Annotated in this window: 18 protein-coding genes; 3 read left to right on the top strand and 15 right to left on the bottom strand. The window is 52.8% G+C overall.

Features of this window, described 5'->3' with window-relative positions:
* Positions 1–13 precede the first annotated feature (13 nt).
* Complete coding sequence (locus KNP71_RS02530) at positions 14–1192, bottom strand: DNA-binding protein (protein WP_029595589.1); 1179 nt, start codon at positions 1190–1192, stop codon at positions 14–16.
* A 156-nt stretch (positions 1193–1348) separates the two neighbouring features.
* On the opposite strand from KNP71_RS02530, the gene KNP71_RS02525 reads away from it, so the two are divergent.
* Complete coding sequence (locus tag KNP71_RS02525; protein WP_029595590.1) at positions 1349–1861, top strand: hypothetical protein; 513 nt, start codon at positions 1349–1351, stop codon at positions 1859–1861.
* A 43-nt stretch (positions 1862–1904) separates the two neighbouring features.
* Here the strand turns inward: KNP71_RS02525 and hfq are convergent, their stop codons facing one another.
* The 7 genes from hfq to KNP71_RS02490 all read right to left on the bottom strand — a co-directional run bounded on the left by hfq (position 1905) and on the right by KNP71_RS02490 (position 8663).
* Positions 1905–2153, bottom strand: coding sequence for an RNA chaperone Hfq (hfq, locus tag KNP71_RS02520; RefSeq protein WP_021067304.1), 249 nt, complete (start codon positions 2151–2153; stop codon positions 1905–1907).
* Between the two features lie 12 nt (positions 2154–2165).
* Complete coding sequence (gene miaA, locus KNP71_RS02515; RefSeq protein ID WP_214829923.1) at positions 2166–3116, bottom strand: tRNA (adenosine(37)-N6)-dimethylallyltransferase MiaA; 951 nt, start codon at positions 3114–3116, stop codon at positions 2166–2168.
* 240 nt (positions 3117–3356) lie between these two features.
* Positions 3357–3950, bottom strand: coding sequence for an AmiS/UreI family transporter (locus tag KNP71_RS02510; RefSeq protein ID WP_029595592.1), 594 nt, complete (start codon positions 3948–3950; stop codon positions 3357–3359).
* 113 nt (positions 3951–4063) lie between these two features.
* Entirely contained in the window at positions 4064–4924 is an 861-nt protein-coding gene (locus KNP71_RS02505) for a PPK2 family polyphosphate kinase (RefSeq protein ID WP_214713707.1), read from the bottom strand.
* A gap of 118 nt (positions 4925–5042) precedes the next feature.
* Positions 5043–6572, bottom strand: coding sequence for a M4 family metallopeptidase (locus KNP71_RS02500; RefSeq protein WP_029595594.1), 1530 nt, complete (start codon positions 6570–6572; stop codon positions 5043–5045).
* Between the two features lie 179 nt (positions 6573–6751).
* Positions 6752–7750, bottom strand: coding sequence for an ABC transporter permease (locus KNP71_RS02495; protein ID WP_214829921.1), 999 nt, complete (start codon positions 7748–7750; stop codon positions 6752–6754).
* A complete protein-coding gene (locus tag KNP71_RS02490) occupies positions 7743–8663 on the bottom strand; it encodes an ABC transporter ATP-binding protein (protein WP_029595596.1) in 921 nt (306 codons plus the stop codon). The genes KNP71_RS02495 and KNP71_RS02490 overlap by 8 nt, the downstream gene beginning before the upstream one ends.
* Before the next feature lie 117 nt (positions 8664–8780).
* Between KNP71_RS02490 and KNP71_RS02485 the strand changes: the two genes are divergently transcribed.
* The gene (locus KNP71_RS02485) at positions 8781–9530 is read left to right on the top strand and encodes a GDSL-type esterase/lipase family protein (RefSeq protein ID WP_029595597.1); all 750 of its coding nucleotides are present in this window, start codon (positions 8781–8783) and stop codon (positions 9528–9530) included.
* A 36-nt stretch (positions 9531–9566) separates the two neighbouring features.
* On the opposite strand, the gene KNP71_RS02480 is transcribed toward KNP71_RS02485, so the two are convergent.
* Together KNP71_RS02480 and KNP71_RS02475 are read right to left on the bottom strand one after the other, a co-directional pair.
* Positions 9567–10238: a GNAT family protein gene (locus tag KNP71_RS02480; RefSeq protein ID WP_029595598.1), complete on the bottom strand. Its 672-nt coding sequence runs from the start codon at positions 10236–10238 to the stop codon at positions 9567–9569.
* The gene (locus KNP71_RS02475; RefSeq protein ID WP_214829918.1) at positions 10225–11355 is read right to left on the bottom strand and encodes a mandelate racemase/muconate lactonizing enzyme family protein; all 1131 of its coding nucleotides are present in this window, start codon (positions 11353–11355) and stop codon (positions 10225–10227) included. The genes KNP71_RS02480 and KNP71_RS02475 overlap by 14 nt, the downstream gene beginning before the upstream one ends.
* Positions 11356–11433: 78 nt before the next feature.
* Between KNP71_RS02475 and KNP71_RS02470 the strand changes: the two genes are divergently transcribed.
* Positions 11434–12627, top strand: coding sequence for an HTH domain-containing protein (locus KNP71_RS02470; protein WP_029595600.1), 1194 nt, complete (start codon positions 11434–11436; stop codon positions 12625–12627).
* A 14-nt stretch (positions 12628–12641) separates the two neighbouring features.
* Here KNP71_RS02470 and nhaC read toward each other — a convergent pair whose 3' ends face one another.
* The 5 genes from nhaC to KNP71_RS02445 form a co-directional block, all read right to left on the bottom strand.
* Positions 12642–14042, bottom strand: coding sequence for a Na+/H+ antiporter NhaC (gene nhaC, locus KNP71_RS02465; protein WP_214829963.1), 1401 nt, complete (start codon positions 14040–14042; stop codon positions 12642–12644).
* Between the two features lie 161 nt (positions 14043–14203).
* Positions 14204–15298, bottom strand: coding sequence for an amidohydrolase (locus KNP71_RS02460; RefSeq protein WP_214829916.1), 1095 nt, complete (start codon positions 15296–15298; stop codon positions 14204–14206).
* A gap of 20 nt (positions 15299–15318) precedes the next feature.
* Complete coding sequence (locus tag KNP71_RS02455; protein WP_021067290.1) at positions 15319–15663, bottom strand: DoxX family protein; 345 nt, start codon at positions 15661–15663, stop codon at positions 15319–15321.
* A 56-nt stretch (positions 15664–15719) separates the two neighbouring features.
* Positions 15720–16982: a S1C family serine protease gene (locus tag KNP71_RS02450; protein ID WP_021067289.1), complete on the bottom strand. Its 1263-nt coding sequence runs from the start codon at positions 16980–16982 to the stop codon at positions 15720–15722.
* Positions 16983–17104: 122 nt separating this feature from the next.
* Entirely contained in the window at positions 17105–17923 is an 819-nt protein-coding gene (locus tag KNP71_RS02445) for a fumarylacetoacetate hydrolase family protein (RefSeq protein WP_214829913.1), read from the bottom strand.
* Positions 17924–17964 lie beyond the last annotated feature (41 nt).

Below are 17964 nucleotides of genomic sequence, written 5' to 3'. Positions count from 1 at the left end.
ACTGCACCTCACCTTATAAATTTTCGTGAACTCGCGCCCATTTCTCATAGCGCGCATCCAGCAAGTCAATCAAATGAAGCATCCACGCTTCTGTCGTGACCGGTAACACGCTCGAGCCCCACTCGCGCTTGCCGTGGTGGGATAAAATCATATGCCAAATCCGATGATGGGCGTCGAGCGACAACGTGACGCTTGCGGCCTGTTGACTCTTCTCGAACAACAGTCCGCCGTACGGCATATGTCCGATCAAGCTTCCCATCGGATTGATCGAGATGCCGGTCGTCTCACTCGTACCGTTGACCGAGAACAGTTGCTCGAACCGTTTCGGGGACGACAGCAAGTGACTGTACTCGAACAACTTGCCGATATCATGGAATAAAATCCCGAGCGCGAGTTCGTCCCAACGGAGCGGCTCCTTCAATTCTGCGATGGCCTCGCAGGCCGCATAGAGCGACTCGAACGTGCCCCGGAACGCCTGTTCAACTTTTACACCGTTCATCGTATTCCATACGTCTACTTTGTGCAACTGCTCGGCTTCTTTGATGACCCGGAACGCCATCGCCAAATGGTCGTCCTGTTCTTGGATGCGATAACCGAGTCGAAGCATACAGACCGTGTGCTTCAAGAGGCCGCCGACATAGTTATGATGATGATACAGTGCAGCCGGTGCGAGAACGAAATCGTCCCAATAGCGGTCGAGTAGCGACATCGCGATTGCTTGATAGTCAGGCGAGAGCGTCGACAGAATCGCGAACAGCTCGTCGGCGTATTGATCCATCGTCTCGTCTCCAGGAAGACCTGGCAACAATGAGACGGCCTCGTCCCGGGCAATCGGTTTGGCCCGGTCGATTGTGATTGACTTGGCGCCGTCCGGTTTCGGATAGACGTCGATTTTCCCTTCAAGCTCGATCACACCAGACTCGTAAATCGGTAACAGCTGCTCTTCGTTGCCACGCAACCATTGCTTGGCACGGATGAGTCCGCTCGATGTCGTCAAATTCAGTTGCAGCCATTTGGCACCCGATTTGCCTTCTCTCACTTCGACTGTACTGACGAGCGCTTTCGTCTGGACCGGTGTCCCGTCCGTAAGGTCAGTCAATCGCGTCGACGCTTTTTCGACGGTCGGGAGTTGGAACCGCGTCCGGTCGAAGCCGCTCCCCGTGATCGGATCAATCTGTTGGTAATAATTCATATACAATCCCCTCCTTCTTCTCTTTGCCCATTGTATCGTGTTTTCCACTTCGAGGCGAACATACTTTCGTTATAGGTCATGAAGTTTCCTAAATTATATTGAAAGCGCTTACTAGAATTGATACGATAAAGGTAGCTAGATAAAGGGGGAACTCACATGATTTCATTGGTAGATACGTACGAACGATTGATCGCAACAGGGGAAGCGACACGTTACGCCACTACGCATTCAACAATCGCCAGTATTTTACAAGCATCGACTTGCCCGGTCTCACATCACGAACTCGTCGCGGCAGTCTCAGGACATGCCGGCAACCCATATACGCCGGACCAGCTCGTCGACTCGGTCATCGAACATGAGATGAAAGGCGCGATGGCCGTCCTCGTCGTCGCCGGCTATCCGATTCAAACACCGCTAGCCAAAGCCGTCGTCTTATCGGCATTCGCCCGGACGAACCGGATGAATATCGAGAAGCTGAAAGAACTTGGTCATGCCGACCTACTCGTTCGCATCCAGTCGGCCGAACGGTCATGGAAACGAACGTATACACACTTATACCGCTCGGCACCGAGCCAGCTCTGTGACCAACTCGACTCACTCCTCGGCGGTTGTGCCGTCCATCGTGTGCTCGAAGCCATCGATTTCGATTCGAACGTAAAAACGGCATAAAAAAAGAGCGGTCCCCGGGCCGCTTCTTTTTTTATGCCGTTCATTAGCCTTCTGTCACTTCAACCGCTTCCGGTTCGAACAATGTGACGTTCCGTGCTGGTGAGAACGTTGAAATCGCATGTTTATAAATCAACTGTTGGCGCCCTTCCGATTCGACGATGACCGTGAAGTTGTCAAACGATTTAATGACTCCCCGAATTTGAAACCCGCTGACTAAAAACACGGTCGTCGGCACCATTTCTTTACGTAATTGATTCAAAAAATGGTCTTGAATGTTATAGCTAGCCTTCATGTTGCATTCCCCCTAGTCTATGTCTCTTTGAAATAATCGGAATTTTCGAAAAAACCCCTCAACTTCATCATAAATATTTTGATACGATAGTTCAAATGATTTTCGTCCCATATCGACCCAAATCCCATTAAATTGATGACGGAACCATGTTAATTGACGTTTTGCGAACTTGCGCGTGTGCTGTTTGAGCGTCTCGCTCATCTGCTCTCGGGTCATCAATCCATCAAGATACGGAATCACTTCCTTGTAACCGATGGCGCGCATCGCTTGCGTGTCCCGGTAACCAGCCGCGAGCAAGCGCTCGACTTCCTCGATGAGGCCCGCTTCGAGCATCAAGTCGACACGATGGTTGATGCGCGAGTAGAGCACGTCCCGGTCCGCATGCAAGATGAACAGTTTATAGGCGTAATGTTCCGACGGGAGGCTGTCCATCGCCTGGGCGTCGCCTTGGAGGGCGACTTCAAGGGCCCGGATGACGCGGCGGACGTTATTCGGATGAATGCTCTCGGCCCGTTTTGGATCGAGCGATTGCAGACGCGCATGCAGCGCCTCAGGTCCATCCGTCTCAGCTTCTAACTCGAGCGCTTCACGCAATTCGTGATTGACCGGTCGCTCCGTGAATTCATAGTCATATAAAATCGAACGGATGTAGAGACCCGTCCCGCCGACTAGAATCGGCAATTTCCCGCGCGCATAAATGTCATCGATCGCCGCCCGGGCCAACGTTTGGAATCTGGCGACGCTCATCGGCTCGTCCGGGTCACATATATCAATCAAATGGTGCGGAATCCCTTCCGCCTCCTCGACCGTCACTTTCGCCGAGCCGATATCCATCCCGCGGTACACTTGGACCGAATCGCCCGATACGATTTCCCCATTGAACGCTTTGGCGAGCTCAATCCCTGTCTTCGTCTTCCCGACAGCGGTCGGTCCGACGAGGACGATGACTGGTGTTTGTTCCATCCTTGTCACTCCTCAAACGAAAGACCGTCCCTGAAAGGAAACGGTCCGTTAAATTCTTCTTTTAATTGTATCATCAAACACGACCGCAAACAGTATCCATCCGCATAATAATAGTCCCATCAGTAAAATTAAGCCATCACTCATCCGAGGTCGCCTCCTTTTATGTACCTCATTCCCACTTTTCACATTTTAGACACAAATGAATGCGCAAAAAAAACGACGCTCCCAAAGGAGCATCGTTCATTGTGTCACTTCTACTAAACGGCGCTGGCGCCACATCGTCAATCCAAAATAAAGGATCGCGGTGCCGCTCGCTGCCCACCACATGACGCTATAGAGCGGCGTCATCAAGTTGGCAAGACCGAACAGTGCCGGAATAATCAAGGTCAACCAGGCGAGCACGAATGCGACCCGAGCCGTCAACCCATCAATCTGGCGCCCGAGACCCATTCCCACAAAGAACAGTCCCCACAAGAGCGACCAGAACAACCACGTGACCGCTCCCATCGTATCGCCCGCCGTGAATGCGATTACCGCGTAAAAGACGGCTGACATCGAGACGAAGAGCGAGAACCATCCGACGCCACGGCCGTCTAAATCGAACAAGAACGTCACGCCGACGTACAAGTACGTGAACGCGAACAAATAGATGCTGGCATACCCGAACATCTCGGCCGAACTCGCCCCGACGACGAGCCACGTCGCGATGAATGTCTGCAATAGTCCAGTGAAGAGACTAAACACACCCGCACTCTTGACGTCCACTTTTCCTAACAAAACGAGGCTGTTGATGAACAGTGCCACGCCTCCAAATAATAAACTGATATTCCCCACACTCATTGCTCCTTCATACAGATGTCTGACGTCTAATTTTATCTACGTCCACTGTAACGTGAATTCGCTTTCAGTGCAAGTGGAGAAATAGCCGTTCACGGACTAGACAAACGTCACTCGTTTTCGAGCTTCGCAATCGCCTCGTCGATACGCTCCTGTTCGTCTTCGGTAAACGTCGGAAACTGGGGATCGATTCCCTCTAACACGTCAATCATGACCGTCGAGACGATATAACGAGCGTACCAGTCGTCATCTGCTGGAAGGACATACCACGGGGAAAGTTCTGTCGCCGTGTTCGATAACATGTCCTCAAAGATGGCTTGATAATCGTCCCAATGTTTTCGTTCCTCGACGTCGCTGAACGAGAACTCCCAATTCTTGCTTGGGTCTTTCAGTCGTTCGAGCAAGCGGTCCCGTTGGACTTCTTTCGATACGTTAAAAAAGAACTTGATGACCGCAAATCCATTCTCGTTTAAATATTGCTCGAAATCGTTGATTTGACGATAGCGCACCTTCCAGACTGACTCTTTGTCCTCATTGTCGGGGATGGCCTCTTCTCCAAGCATGTCATGGACGCGCGGAGCAATCACTTCCTCATAGTGGGAGCGATTCAAGATGCCGACCTGCCCGCGCTCCGGCATCAGGTCATGCATCCGCCAGAGGTAGTCATGTTTCTTTTCCGTATCCGACGGCTTCTGGAATGCGTTCGTCTTCAACCCTTGCGCGTTCAAGTTCGAGAAGATGTAACTGATCGCCTCATCTTTGCCACCGGCATCGAGCGCCTGTAAGACGACGACGACACCTTTCTTGGCTTCGGCGTATAGTTTCCAATGTAACTCTTTCAACCGGGCGACACTCTCAGGAATCAACTCGTTTTGCAACGTGTCATCCGATGGTCTGTCCTTGATCGTAGTCGGGTAATCGTCGAGACGAATCCCGTTTTTATGGTCAATGCGAAACGTTTGAATATCCATAGCCCCTCCTTGATTGCGACAAAATTTACGTACAATCCGTATTTACCCGATTCTTTCAAAAAATAGCGATAAAAAATCCTTTCCGCCGAAACGGAAAGGATGCATGAATGGACTCGCCTTAGTAGATTCCGACCGCGTCGAACGATTTCGCCGCCGCGACCGCTTGTGTACTCGTTGAACCGTACAAGTCTTTAGCTGACTGTACGACTGCTTGACGTAGGCTCGAGAAGTTCGATGTCGGTGTCAAGTAGACGGTGAGTGCACGGTAGTATACATCCCCCATTTGCTTGACGCCGATGCCTTGAACCGATACGCCGTAGTGTGAGCCACCGCTCGCGAACAAGTAGGCCGCCTTGTTGACGATACCTGAGTTGATGTGGACGCCACCGTTATCTTGCGTCCCTGTGTAGCGGACCGAGTAGTGGTCCGGGTCACCATTAGCCGCTGGGTTCGACATCGAACGGAGACCGTCCCCGGCGATACCCGGCGTATAGATGTCTTCCCCGACCAACCAGTCGAAGTTTGAGCCGACGCTGTACTCCGCGACCGTACCGAAGATATCAGAGATCGCCTCGTTGATCGCTCCTGATTCGTTCTGATAGATCAAACCGGCCGTGTACTCTGTGACCGCATGTGACAATTCGTGAGCGACGACGTCAAGTGCGCCTGAGAGGTATGTGAACGTTTGGCCGTCCCCGTCACCGTATACCATCTTGCTACCATCCCAGAACGCGTTGTTGTAGCTGCGGCTATAGTGGACCGTCGAGTTGAGAGCCGCACCGTTATTGTCATAGCTGTTACGACCGTACGTGTTCTTGAAGAAGTCATACGTCTTCGTCGCGTTGACATGGGCGCTGACCGCGGCCCGGTCGTACGTCGTGTTCAAGACGTTATCGACATCGGCCCATAGTGATCCAGGAAGTGTCGTCCGGTTTTTGGCATCGTACGTATAGATCCCTTTGCCACGTGTCGAGTCTTGGAGATAGTAGTATGAGCCGCTCTTCGTCGTCTTGAACGTTTGACTTTGACCAAGGACGTCGATTCCCGTTCCCGTATACGTCGTACCTGTGACACCATTCGTCGGTTTGGCGTGCGCCAATTGGTTGTATTTGTTCAATACGTTCCCGCTTGCCGCATCGATGAAGTACGTCCAACGTGACGGCTCATCCGCGTCAAGAATCGTCCCGGTCACTTCATACGCGTAGACTGCCTCTTCCCCGTTTGGATAGACGACGAGTTCCGCTGCTGGCTCAAGCTCGTATGCGCCTTTGTGGCCGACAAGCTCTTTATAACGAGCGACCGCTTTTTGTTCGTTCAGCTTGATCGACTTATGTAGTCCTTTGAGTTGTTTCGTGTCATCGACGACCGTTTTCAATTGGCCATCGTTATCGACGACACCGACGACGATTCCGCCGAAGACTGGTACCCCGTCCACCGTCTGTTGTAATTTGACGACTTGTCCGACTTTGTCACGCTTTGATTCGAGCGTTTTGAATTCGCCTTTCGCTTTCGCATACTCTTTGACGATTGTCGTCGGAGCCTCGTTTGATGGTTTCGTCAACGTGCCCGACTTGAGCTCCGCTGCGCCGACAAGTTGCGGCACGAGCAATACGCCTGCGATGAGTGATGTAGATAAAACTTTTTTCATGTGTGTTTCCCTCCTTATGTGGTGTCTCCTACTTTACATAGTTTCCCACATTTAATGTATCCAACTATCTAATTATTTTGACAATTCGAATTATTAAGACATTTGTCCTACTTCTTCGTCTTCTCTAGTCATTTCAGCCATGACAAAAAAAGCGTCACCGGGAACGGTGACGCTAGTCATCAATAGACATCTTTTTGAGTGAAATGATAAAACGCATATGCGAGAGCGGCGAGCGACCAGACAAATATGACGATGAGCGAGAACGGTAATGTCATCCCCTCGATCGGTGGGGCTTGCCCCTCGAGATAGGTATGAAGACCGAAGTTGACGTTCACCAAATATTTCGAGCTGTCCCAATTCGACCCGAGCGACGTGAGGAGCGGTCCTGAAATGAGGACGGCCATCATAATCCCAATCCCAGTCGCCGTATTTTTGACGATGACCGAGATCATGAGGGCAATCGTCCCGACGGCCGCGACAACGAACCAGGATAGTCCGACCGACATGAGCAAATATTGCCACATCGGCAGCGTATGGACGAAGTCGGTCGAGAACGTACCGGTCGCCGAGGCTTGGAATCCTGTCAAAATCGGGGCGGTCCAACCGTCCCAACCGAGCACGATGCCGGAGATGGCATAACTGACGAGTGCGGTGATAAAGATGAGAATCGACGTATATAAGAGCGTCGTCATCCATTTGGCGAGCAAAATCTTGAAGCGTCGGACCGGACGGGACAACAGCGTCTTAATCGTGCCGTCATTGTGCTCACCGCTGACGATATCCGCCATCAAGACGATGATAAATAGCGGCAACACGAGCGTCGTCCCTTGCGAGAAGAAGACACGTATGAACGTCGGCGCACCCGGGTAGTTCGGATTAATGTCATTATCTAAGTAGTATTGATTCTGTTGGACCTGGAACTCTAGAATTTGACGGAACTCGTCCTGAACGTTCGCCGAGGCGAGCCGGTTTTGCGTATCGACGATCTCTTGCTGTAAATCGACACGCCAGTCGATCGTTCCTTGTTCTTCGCGCTGCTTCTCGATTTGCCGGTAGTTGGCGTACGTGAACATCGAGACGAGCACGATGAGAATGATCGACACGACGAGAAGCCGACGTTTCTTATGAATTTTTAAGACTTCGTTTCGAATGAGGCCAAGGATTGACGGATTAGACAATATGGTCACCCCCAGTCAATGAGATAAACAATTCTTCGAGCGTCTGGACGCGTCGTTCCAAACCGAACACGTCAACCCCGCGGTCGAGCAAATAACGGTTCAAGCGGGCCGTGTCCTCTAAGTTCATCGAGACCCGAATCGTCCGTTCATCGACGACGTCGGCCTGGTCGATTGATTCGAATCCACGGATAATCGGCAAGACTTCGAAACTGTCGGCCACATGGACATCGACCGTCGACGCCAACTCATGAATCAGCTCCTCGACCGTCCCGACTTTGACAATTTTCCCGCGCGACATGATGGCGACACGGTCGGCGAGCAGTTCGATTTCAGCCAAGATGTGGCTAGAGACGAGGACGCTCAAGCCCGTTTCTTCGACGAGACGGCGGATGAAGAGTCGAAGGTCACGAATCCCCATTGGGTCGAGCCCGTTCGTCGGCTCATCGAGAATCAAGACGCGTGGATTGTTCAACATGGCCTGGGCGATACCGAGCCGTTGCCGCATCCCGAGCGAGTAGGTCTTCACTTTGTCATCGATTCGTGCCGTCAAGTCGACGAGGTCAATCACTTCTTGAATGCGGGCCTCATCGACACCGGGTAACATCCGGGCGAAGGCGTTTAAGTTCTCACGCCCGCTCATGAACTTGTACAGTTCGGGGTTCTCGACGATAGCGCCGATTTGATTCATCGCCTGCACGAATTGACGTTCGACGCTGAACCCACAAATTGAGACAGTCCCGTTCGTCGGTTTAATCAATCCGACGATCATCCGGATCGTCGTCGTCTTACCGGCCCCGTTCGGACCTAAGAACCCAAACACTTCTCCGGGGAAAACATCGAACGAGATGTCATCGATGATCGTTTTCTTACCGATTACTTTTGTCAAATGGTCTATTTTCAATGTTGGTTGCATCATCTCACCTCATCTACATTCTATCGGACTCGACCGCATCTGTCCTATTCGAACATTCACATAGGGCAGGTTCAAACTTATTTGATATGATAGTTCTATAGAAAGTGAGGTCATCACATGAAAAATGGGAAATGGTATACGTTTTTAATCGGTTCTGTCTTCTTGACGGGCATCGCCCTTTACGGGTTATGGATCGGTTATCAAGATATCGTCAATCCGCCGGAACGGACACTCTCGGTCAGCGAAGACGCGAGACCCGAACCGGTCGGTGACGTCTACGTCGCACTTGGAGATTCATTGACACGCGGCGTCGGCTCGACTTCGGGTGCTGGATATGTCCAACCGGTTGGTGAAGCGCTCGAAGAAGATGATATCCGCACGCAGAACCTGGCCGTCTCTGGTGCCCGAACGGAAGACTTATTGGCGCAGCTCGAGCAACCCGAAGTCAGACGCACGATTGAGAACGCCCGCTATATCACGCTCACGATTGGCGGTAACGACTTGTTCAATCGCGGCGAGAACGTCGACAATTTCGAATCGGTCGATATCGAGCAAGTCGTGACCGATGCAAAGACGAACTTGAATGAGATTTTCGAACAAGTCCGCGGGTTGAACGATACGGCGCAAATCGTCTATATCGCACTCTATAACCCGTTCCAAGCGAACGAGAACGGCGAGGCGTTCAACCAATTGATTCTCGATTGGAACGCCTCGGCCGCCACGTACGGCAACGCGCAACGCATCGATGTGATCGATCCATTCGCTTACGTCTCTGACGTCGGCCGTGACCTCGCGACCGACCAGTTTCATCCGAGCGACCGGACGTATGACAAGTTAGCCGAGGACGTGCTGTTCATCCTCGAGTAAGCAACATGGCCTGATCGCGACGATCAGGCCATGTTTTCATCGTTCATATTTGACGAGCCAACGATTCCCGTCGCGTGTCATCGTCGTCCCGAACCAGCCCGCCTTCAATAGAGCAACTTGTTGCTCCGTCTCGCCCATGTCGAGCCAAGTCGTGTCACCCGCCGATTTCCAATCGCTGTGCAGTTCCTTCATAAAAATGTAGCGCAACTTGCCGCCGTATTTAGGTTTGAGAGCACCGATACGAAGGCCGAGCGCGAACTTGTCCTTCAGACTAGGGATATTGAACGGCGCCACGGTCGCGCATACGAGGTTGAACCGACTGTCCTGTTCAAGCTCTTTCATAAGGAGCTTGCCGAGATGCTGTTGCAGTCCGTAACCGCGATAGTCCGGGTGGACGTTCGTCACTTCTTGATACAAGATGCGGTCGAGCGCATCAGACGGATAACCGATATCGTATCCGAGATGCTCATCGTCGAGCGGCGGGATGAGCAATGCGCGGAACGCGATTAACGTTCCCTCATGATACGCCCCAATCAAGGTACGGTCGGTCAACAGCTTCACGAACTCCTCGGTCGTGAGCGATTGATACTGACTCCCTTCCGTCAACGTGTCGATGACGGCCTGCTGCACCGCCTCGATGTGTCCGAGCTCTGTCATCGTCAAATAGTTGACCTCGATGTCGAGGCCGTTACACTCACTGCGCCACATGGTCGACCCCTCCGATGACATACGTCGCCGTCGTCAGCCGTGACAAGACGGCCTCATCGACGTCGACACCGAGACCTGGCTCATCGGACAGACGGATGAACGGCAAGTCGTACATCAAGTTGCCGATATCTTCAGCGAACCGAAGTGGCCCTGTCAATTCGACCGATTGGACGATTTTACTCGAGAAAGCGACATGGAAACCTGCGCTCGAGGCGACCGACGATTCGACCATCGACCCGATTTGACACTCGATGCCCGACATTTCGGCCATATGGACGAGCTTTTTCGCCGGGTAGATGCCGCCACACTTCATCAATTTGATATTCACTTTGTGGGCGGCCTGCATCATCGTCAACCGACGCATCTCAGGGATGCCGCGTACGCCCTCGTCAATCATGAGCGGCACCGAAATCTTGCCTTTCACTTCGACCATGCCTTCAAAGTCATCGGCCTTGACCGGTTGTTCGACCCAATCGATTCGGAATGGCTCGAGCTGCTTCATCGCTTGAAGTGTCTTGGCGGCATTGACCCAGCCTTGATTGACGTCGACCCGAATCGGCACGTCTGGACCGACGGCACGCCGGACCGCCTCAACACGGCGTACGTCCGAGGCGACATCGACGCCGACTTTCATCTTGACGGTCGTATAGCCTTGTTCGATTTGTTCCCGAGCCTCGGCCGCCATCGCCTCCGGCTCCCCGATACTGAGGACGTGTGTGACCGGAAAGGCATCGTGATACCGGCCGCCGAGCAAATCATATACCGGAAGACCGAGCTTTTTACCGACGACGTCATGACAGGCGATATCGAGCGCCGCTTTCGCCGCCGGAACGTCACGGATGGCCCGATCCATCACGTCGTGAATCCGTTCCATCTGCATCGGGTTTTCGCCGATCAAGAGCGGTCCGAGTACATGTCGAATCACACTGATCGTACTATAGAGCGACTCGCCCGTGACGTGTTCATCGGCCACGGCCTCGCCATAGCCGACGTGGCCACATTCGGTCGTCAATTTCACAATCACTGACGGCATGTCGTCATACCGATGATAGCTGACGATAAATGGGACCTTTAACGGCAATCGAATCGCAAACAGTTCAATCTTCTCTATTCTCATATCCATTCTCCTTTACTTCTTCTAAGTCATTAGTTATATTGTCGTTAAATAGTCGTTAAATTGCAAGGAGGAGTTCTCATGTCCATCCATATCGCCATCGTCGGTTCGCACGAGTTCGTAGCGATGATTCGCTCGCTCGGTTCACCTGAGGATGTCCGGTTCGCCTATCATCCGTATGACCATCCACACGAGGCGGCGACCATCGCCCAAACGCTCGGCTCGTTCGACGGCGTCTTTTTTTCCGGTTCGTTCCCGTTCACCTATGCGACCCCTCATCTCAACCACGTGGCGGCACATCACGTCGTCCAAGACGAGACTGTGCTCTTGACGACGTTACTCTATGCGACGCTCACCCACTCCGTGTCGCTCGATCAAGTATCCATCGACTTGGTCGACCCGGAACGGCTGTCGTCGATTCTCGACTCGTTCCCGAACGAACGGGTCGCCCCCGCCGCGATGCGAATCCATCCCGAGCTCGCCTTCGAGGATGTCACCGCCTTTCATACCAGCCATCAAGCCGGACATGCTAAATTGGCCATCACGAGCATCGAGCGCGTGCATCATGAGCTCGTTCGTGCTGGCTTCAACAGTCAACTGATGATTGAGCCGACAACGACCGTCAAGCGACATCTCGACCAGTTGATTCAACAAGTGCGGCAACAGTTGGCCGATGCCGCCCAATTCGCCATCATCCGCTATGAAACGGACGATCCGACGTTGCTTGAACATCTTGCCTCGGTCCGGTATTTGGGTGGACATCTCGAATCGAAGCAGGAGCGACACATCACGATCTTGACGACCAAAGGTGAAGTGAGGAACGCTTTCGATGAAGATACGCTCGCACCGAACGGGTCATACCGCATCGGAATCGGCTACGGGCCGGACTATCAACTAGCGTACGAACATGCCGACATCGCCTTGTCTGCCGCGAGTGACGAACGCATCCGCATCGTCGATGATTCGAAACGATTATCGTTCCCTACCCGTGACGCGCACATCCCGTACCGGGTGACGGAACAACTCGCCTTCGACTTCATCAAACAAGCCGGGGTCAGCCCCGTCAATATCGGGAAGATTTTACAGTTCGCCAAACGCAAGCACGAGTTCACGGCAAAAGAGTTGACCGACTATCTCGACGTGACGCGACGGACGACGGAACGGCTCATCAAAAAACTTCATGACGCCGGGATTGTCGATGTAATCGGCGAAGAAATGAGTTATGGTCAAGGCCGGCCCCGTGCCGTCTATAAATTCAATTTCCCGACCTCATGAGGCCGGGAAATTTTTCATTGCGCCGCTTGTCGTTCGATTGGTGGTTCTGCACTCAACACAGCAATCCGTTCAATCGTGAACCCTGTGAATGCATAGATGATTGAAATGACCGGAACGACAAAGTTTAGAATGGCGTATGGCGCATATTCGAACGCCCCGACGCCGAGTGTCCCGAGAATGAACACGCCGCACGTATTCCAGGGGATGAAGACCGACGTGAGCGTGCCGCCGTCTTCAAGCGCTCGCGACAAGTTTTTCAAATGCAGCCCCATCTTCTCGTAGGCACTGGCGAACATGCGTGACGGCACCACGATTGAGATGTATTGTTCGGAACAAGATGCGTTCGTCGCGAACGCCGCTAAAATCGTCGAAGCGACCATCGATCCGGCCGTCTTCGCCAGCTTGACGATTTGGTTCATAATCGATTGGAGCATGCCCGAGTACTCTAATATCCCTCCGAACGTCATCGCGACAATCGTCATCGAGACGGTATACATCATCGCATCGAGACCACCCCGGCTGAACAAGTTATCGACCAACTCATTGCCGGTCTCGATCACATATCCACTTTGGAGCGCGCCGACACTATCTGAGAGCGAGCCACCCTGGACGATGACTTGCGCCAAAAAGCCAAGGGCGATGCCGACGACGAGTGCTGGAATGGCCGGCACTTTTTTCGCGACGAGCGCGATGACGGCCAGCGGGATCACTAACAACCATGGTGAGATGACGAAACTGTCTTGCAAAATATCAAGCGTCTGGACGATTTCCGACGAATCCGTCGTCGTCTCGCTGAAGCGGCGGCCGAGCCACCAATACGCGCCAAGCGCAATGATAAGGCCCGGGATAGTCGTATAGAGCATGTGACGGATATGGACGAATAGGTCCGTATGCGTCAAACCGGCCGCCAAATTCGTCGTATCCGACAGCGGCGACATCTTGTCCCCAAAATAAGCGCCAGAAATGACGGCTCCGGCGACCATCGGTGCTGGTATCCCCATACTTAGCCCGATGCCCATCCCAGCGACGCCGATCGTCCCCATCGTCGACCATGAACTGCCGATGGAGAGCGCGACGACCGCACAGATGATACAAATCGTCACGAGGAAATAGGCCGGTGAGATAATCGTCAACCCATAATAAATCATCGTCGCGACGACGCCTCCCCCAATCCACGCCCCAATCGTCAAGCCGACCAAAATGATGATGACGACCGCCGGCAAAGCGAGTCGAATCCCTTTGTACATCATCTCTTCAATTTCTTTCCACTTATAGCCGTGTCGCCAGGCGACGAGTGCCGCCACCGCAGTCCCGATGATGAGCGGGATGTGTGGGCCTTGTTTTAATTGGACGATTGCTACGAGCATGACCCCGATCATGACAAGTAGCGGCAATACTGCCCAGCGAAGCTTCATGTCTACCTTGTTCCCCTGTTGTTCCATGTGTCTTCCTCCCCGATAGCGAAAGATTCTGAATTGTCGTTATATTGTCGCTAATAAGATGATGATAACGCTTACATTCGAGGAAGGCAATAAAAAAATGAACGGAAGCGCAATCGCCTCGTTCATTTCGTCAATCATGTAGCGTGTACGGCCCGTCGCAACGTATCGGCGAGCAGGGCGGCCGCTTCCGGTAATACGTCACGATCGAACGTCATCTGTGGATGGTGAAGCCCTGGCGTCAAGTTGGCCCCGATTCCAATCATCGTCGCATCAAGTCCCGGCTGTTCGACCGTATAAAAATGAAAATCATCGCTACCTGACGTGATGATGCGATCGACGAGCGCATCATCCCCGAACCGCTTACTAATCGCTTCAGCCGCATGTCGGCTCGAACGCTCGCCAATCAAGGCGCCTGGTGTGAAATCTTGCCACTCCCAGTCGATCGTCACTCCATGTAGGACTGCAATCTGGTGCAACATCGTCTCGACGCGGTCGCGCAGCTCAAGCAGTTCCTTGTTCTGTTGGGCCCGGACGTCAATCGAGAATGTCGCATTGCCCGGAATGATGTTCAAATTCTCACTCCCAGCTTGTACACCCGTCAGTTTGACCGAATGCGGCTCAAACGGTGACAAATAGATACTCTTAAGCATCTGTTGAATCGTGAAGATGACGTCTAACGCGTTCTGACCTTGATGCGGCCGCGCGCCATGAGCATCGTCCCCGCTGATCCTGCCTTTCAAGAAGAACGCGGCCCCGTGTTGAATCGCAGCCGCATATTGACCGCGTTGCAGTTCCTCGAGCGGACGCAAATGAATGCCGTACAGCTGACTAACGTCTTTTAACGCCCCGTGTCGAATCATCGCGAGCGACCCGTTCCCTTGTTCTTCGGCCGGTTGGAAAATAAACCGGACCCGTTTCGGCAAGTGTTCGTGTCGCAACTCATCAAGTGCACCGAGCACCATGCTGATATTGGCATCATGGCCACATGAATGATTGGCTTGGAACGTCCCGTCAACTTGTTGCCATAACGCGTCGATGTCGGCTCGGACAGCGATGACATCGTGTCCCTCACCAATCTCGGCGATGATGCCGGTGACGTCGGCAAACGTTTCGTGACGGACTTGCCATGACGTCAAGATGTCGGCAATCGTCTTCGTCGTCTCGAATTCTTTCCAGCTCACTTCGGGATGGGCATGAAAATGCTCAAACCAGTTCAATACGTTCGTCATGATCGATCCCCCATATGTACTTATATTTTTTTGACCCCTTTAATCAATACCCATTGCAACGGCAATCGGGCCCACGTCACCCATTTCGGAAGCGGCATCTTACCGAGTTTCGATGGTTTGAGTGCCATATTGATATTGGCCGGGAAGACGGCGATCAAAAATGCGGGTAAGGTGCTCTTCACAAATCGCGTCCCTTTGTTCGTGAGCAACAGCGCGCCATAGACGACTTCGATGACACCGCTCGCTTGGACCATGAACCGTTTGAACGGCCATGATTTCGGGATAATCGACATGAATGCCCGTTCTTGGACGAAGTGCATGATGCCGGCCCCTAAAAATAAAACCCCATACAGTGTGCGAATCAATGGAATCCCCTCCTTTTTTCTAAGCATAACAAAAAAGATGGGCTACGTGCCCATCTTTACAATGCATCCCCATTCGCATTTTGAATCTCGACATCGACCGTATCGGTCTTGCCGTCACGAACGTATTCGATTGTGACCGTTCCGTCCGTATCGCGAATCAATTCACTCCGAAGGTCGATGAACGACGAGACGGCTTGATCGTTAATTTTCACGATGACGTCGCGTGCTTCGAGTCCGGCCCGTGCGGCCGAGCTATTCGCCTGCACTTCGACGATAATCGTACCGGCCGTCACCGACTCCGGCAGATTGATTTGCTCGGTCAAGTACCCTGGTGGGAACTCAGACACGTCTCGGAGCGACACACCAAGCGACGGATGATTCACTTCGCCCGTCTGCTCGATTTGATTGATGAGCGGCAAAGCGATATCGACTGGAATCGAGAAGCCGACCCCTTCCACCGAATCGGTCGCAATTTTCATCGAGTTGATTCCGATCAATTGGCCCGATTCGTTAATCAAGGCACCACCGGAGTTACCCGGGTTGATGGCAGCATCCGTCTGGATGACCTCGGCATTGAAATCGGCTTGTCCGTTCTCATCCGTATCGACCGGCACGAGACGGGACGTCGACGAGACGACCCCGCGCGTCACCGAGTTCTCAAACTGGCCAAGCGGATTGCCGATCGCTATGACAGTCTGTCCAGGCTTCAGTTCACTCGACTTCCCGATCGTGATGACGGATGAGACTTTGTCCGCATCGACTTCGAGCACCGCCAAGTCGTACGTGGCGTCACTGCCCATCAACTTGGCGTCCGCTGTCGATCCGTCATTGAATGTCACAGTCAAACGGTCAGCACCGTTGACGACGTGATGGTTCGTGACGATGTAAGCCGAGTCACCGTCTTTCTTATAGATGACACCCGAGCCGACACCAGCTTCGACCGATTCATTCGATAATCCGTTCGAAGCGAAATTGTTTACCGTCACGACGGCAGGTTGTGCGGTCGCGACCGCATCGGTGACCGAGCTGTCCGCCGTCGTCGATGTCGTCTGGACCGGTGACCCTTCCGACGTCACGTTCGTATCAGACACGTTCGTTGGGACTTGATCGATGAACGGGAAGGCGATGGCCCCAGTCAAGACAGCACCGATTACCCCACCGACAAACCCAGGGAACATCCGACCGACGAATGAAGGTCGGGCCGGTTGTGTTGCGCGCGACGGCTCTTGTCGTTGTTCGGACGAGCCAAGCTCGGTGTCGAGCCAATCCTCGCGGCGATTTGGTTCATTTGATTCTGTTGGACGATCGTTGCGTTCCATGTGTAATCATCTCCTATATGATGTTTCCTCTTTTGTTCTACCCTTAGTATAAGAGGCATAGTCATCGTTGTGCGGAAATGAGACATCGATTACAAGATTCTTCACAATTTGCGTCAATTGGGTCAGACGATAACGTTTTTTAACGTCCCGAGTCCCGTGATGCTCACTTCGATTGTGTCCCCGGATTGGAGATAGACGGGCGGTTTCATCCCATGGCCGACCCCCGCCGGCGTACCGGTGGCGATGATATCACCAGCTTCTAGCGTCATCCCTTTCGACAACGTCCGAATCAACTCTTCAATTGGACGAATCATGTCTGCTGTCGACCCGTTTTGGCGTGTCTCACCGTTCACGACCGTTTGAATCGCAAGTGGAAACGAGAGCTCATCCGGTGTGACGATATACGGTCCGAGCGGACAGAACGTGTCGAAGGATTTACCGCGGAAAAATTGGACGTGCTGTTTTTGAACGTCCCGGGCCGTGATATCGTTCAGAATCGTATATCCGAAAATATGGGCGTCGACGTCGTCGATGTCCCGTCCTGATTTCCCGATAATGACGGCGAGCTCGCCTTCGTAATCGAGTTGGTCGGTCAGTTTAGGATGACGTTCGACGACAGCCCCTGGTCCAACGACCGAAGTCGGTGCTTTCGTGAAGATGACGAGTTTGCCGGCTCCCGCCGTATCCATCTCTTTCACATGCTCTTCATAGTTCTTGCCGATACAGATCACGTTTTTGAGTGGTCGGTATGGCGCGACGAGCGTGACGTCGGTCAATGCGGTCCGAGGTGCGACGTCCAAATCGACATCCGGTTCAAACTCTCGCGCGATGACCTCTAACAATGAAGTCGTATGTAATTGGTCACTGACGTCATAGACAAACTCCCCTGCCACGACACCGACCCTTTGTTCTCCTTCAACTTGAAAACTACACCATTTCATCAAAATTCCCCCTTTTTTGCTAGTATACAAAAAATCGGGAC

It is taken from the genome of Exiguobacterium sp. s56 (genome assembly GCF_018618255.1).
Lineage (GTDB): Bacteria > Bacillota > Bacilli > Exiguobacteriales > Exiguobacteriaceae > Exiguobacterium > Exiguobacterium chiriqhucha.
Note: the sequence above shows the minus strand (reverse complement) of the source record. Positions and strands in the feature narration are given on the sequence as shown.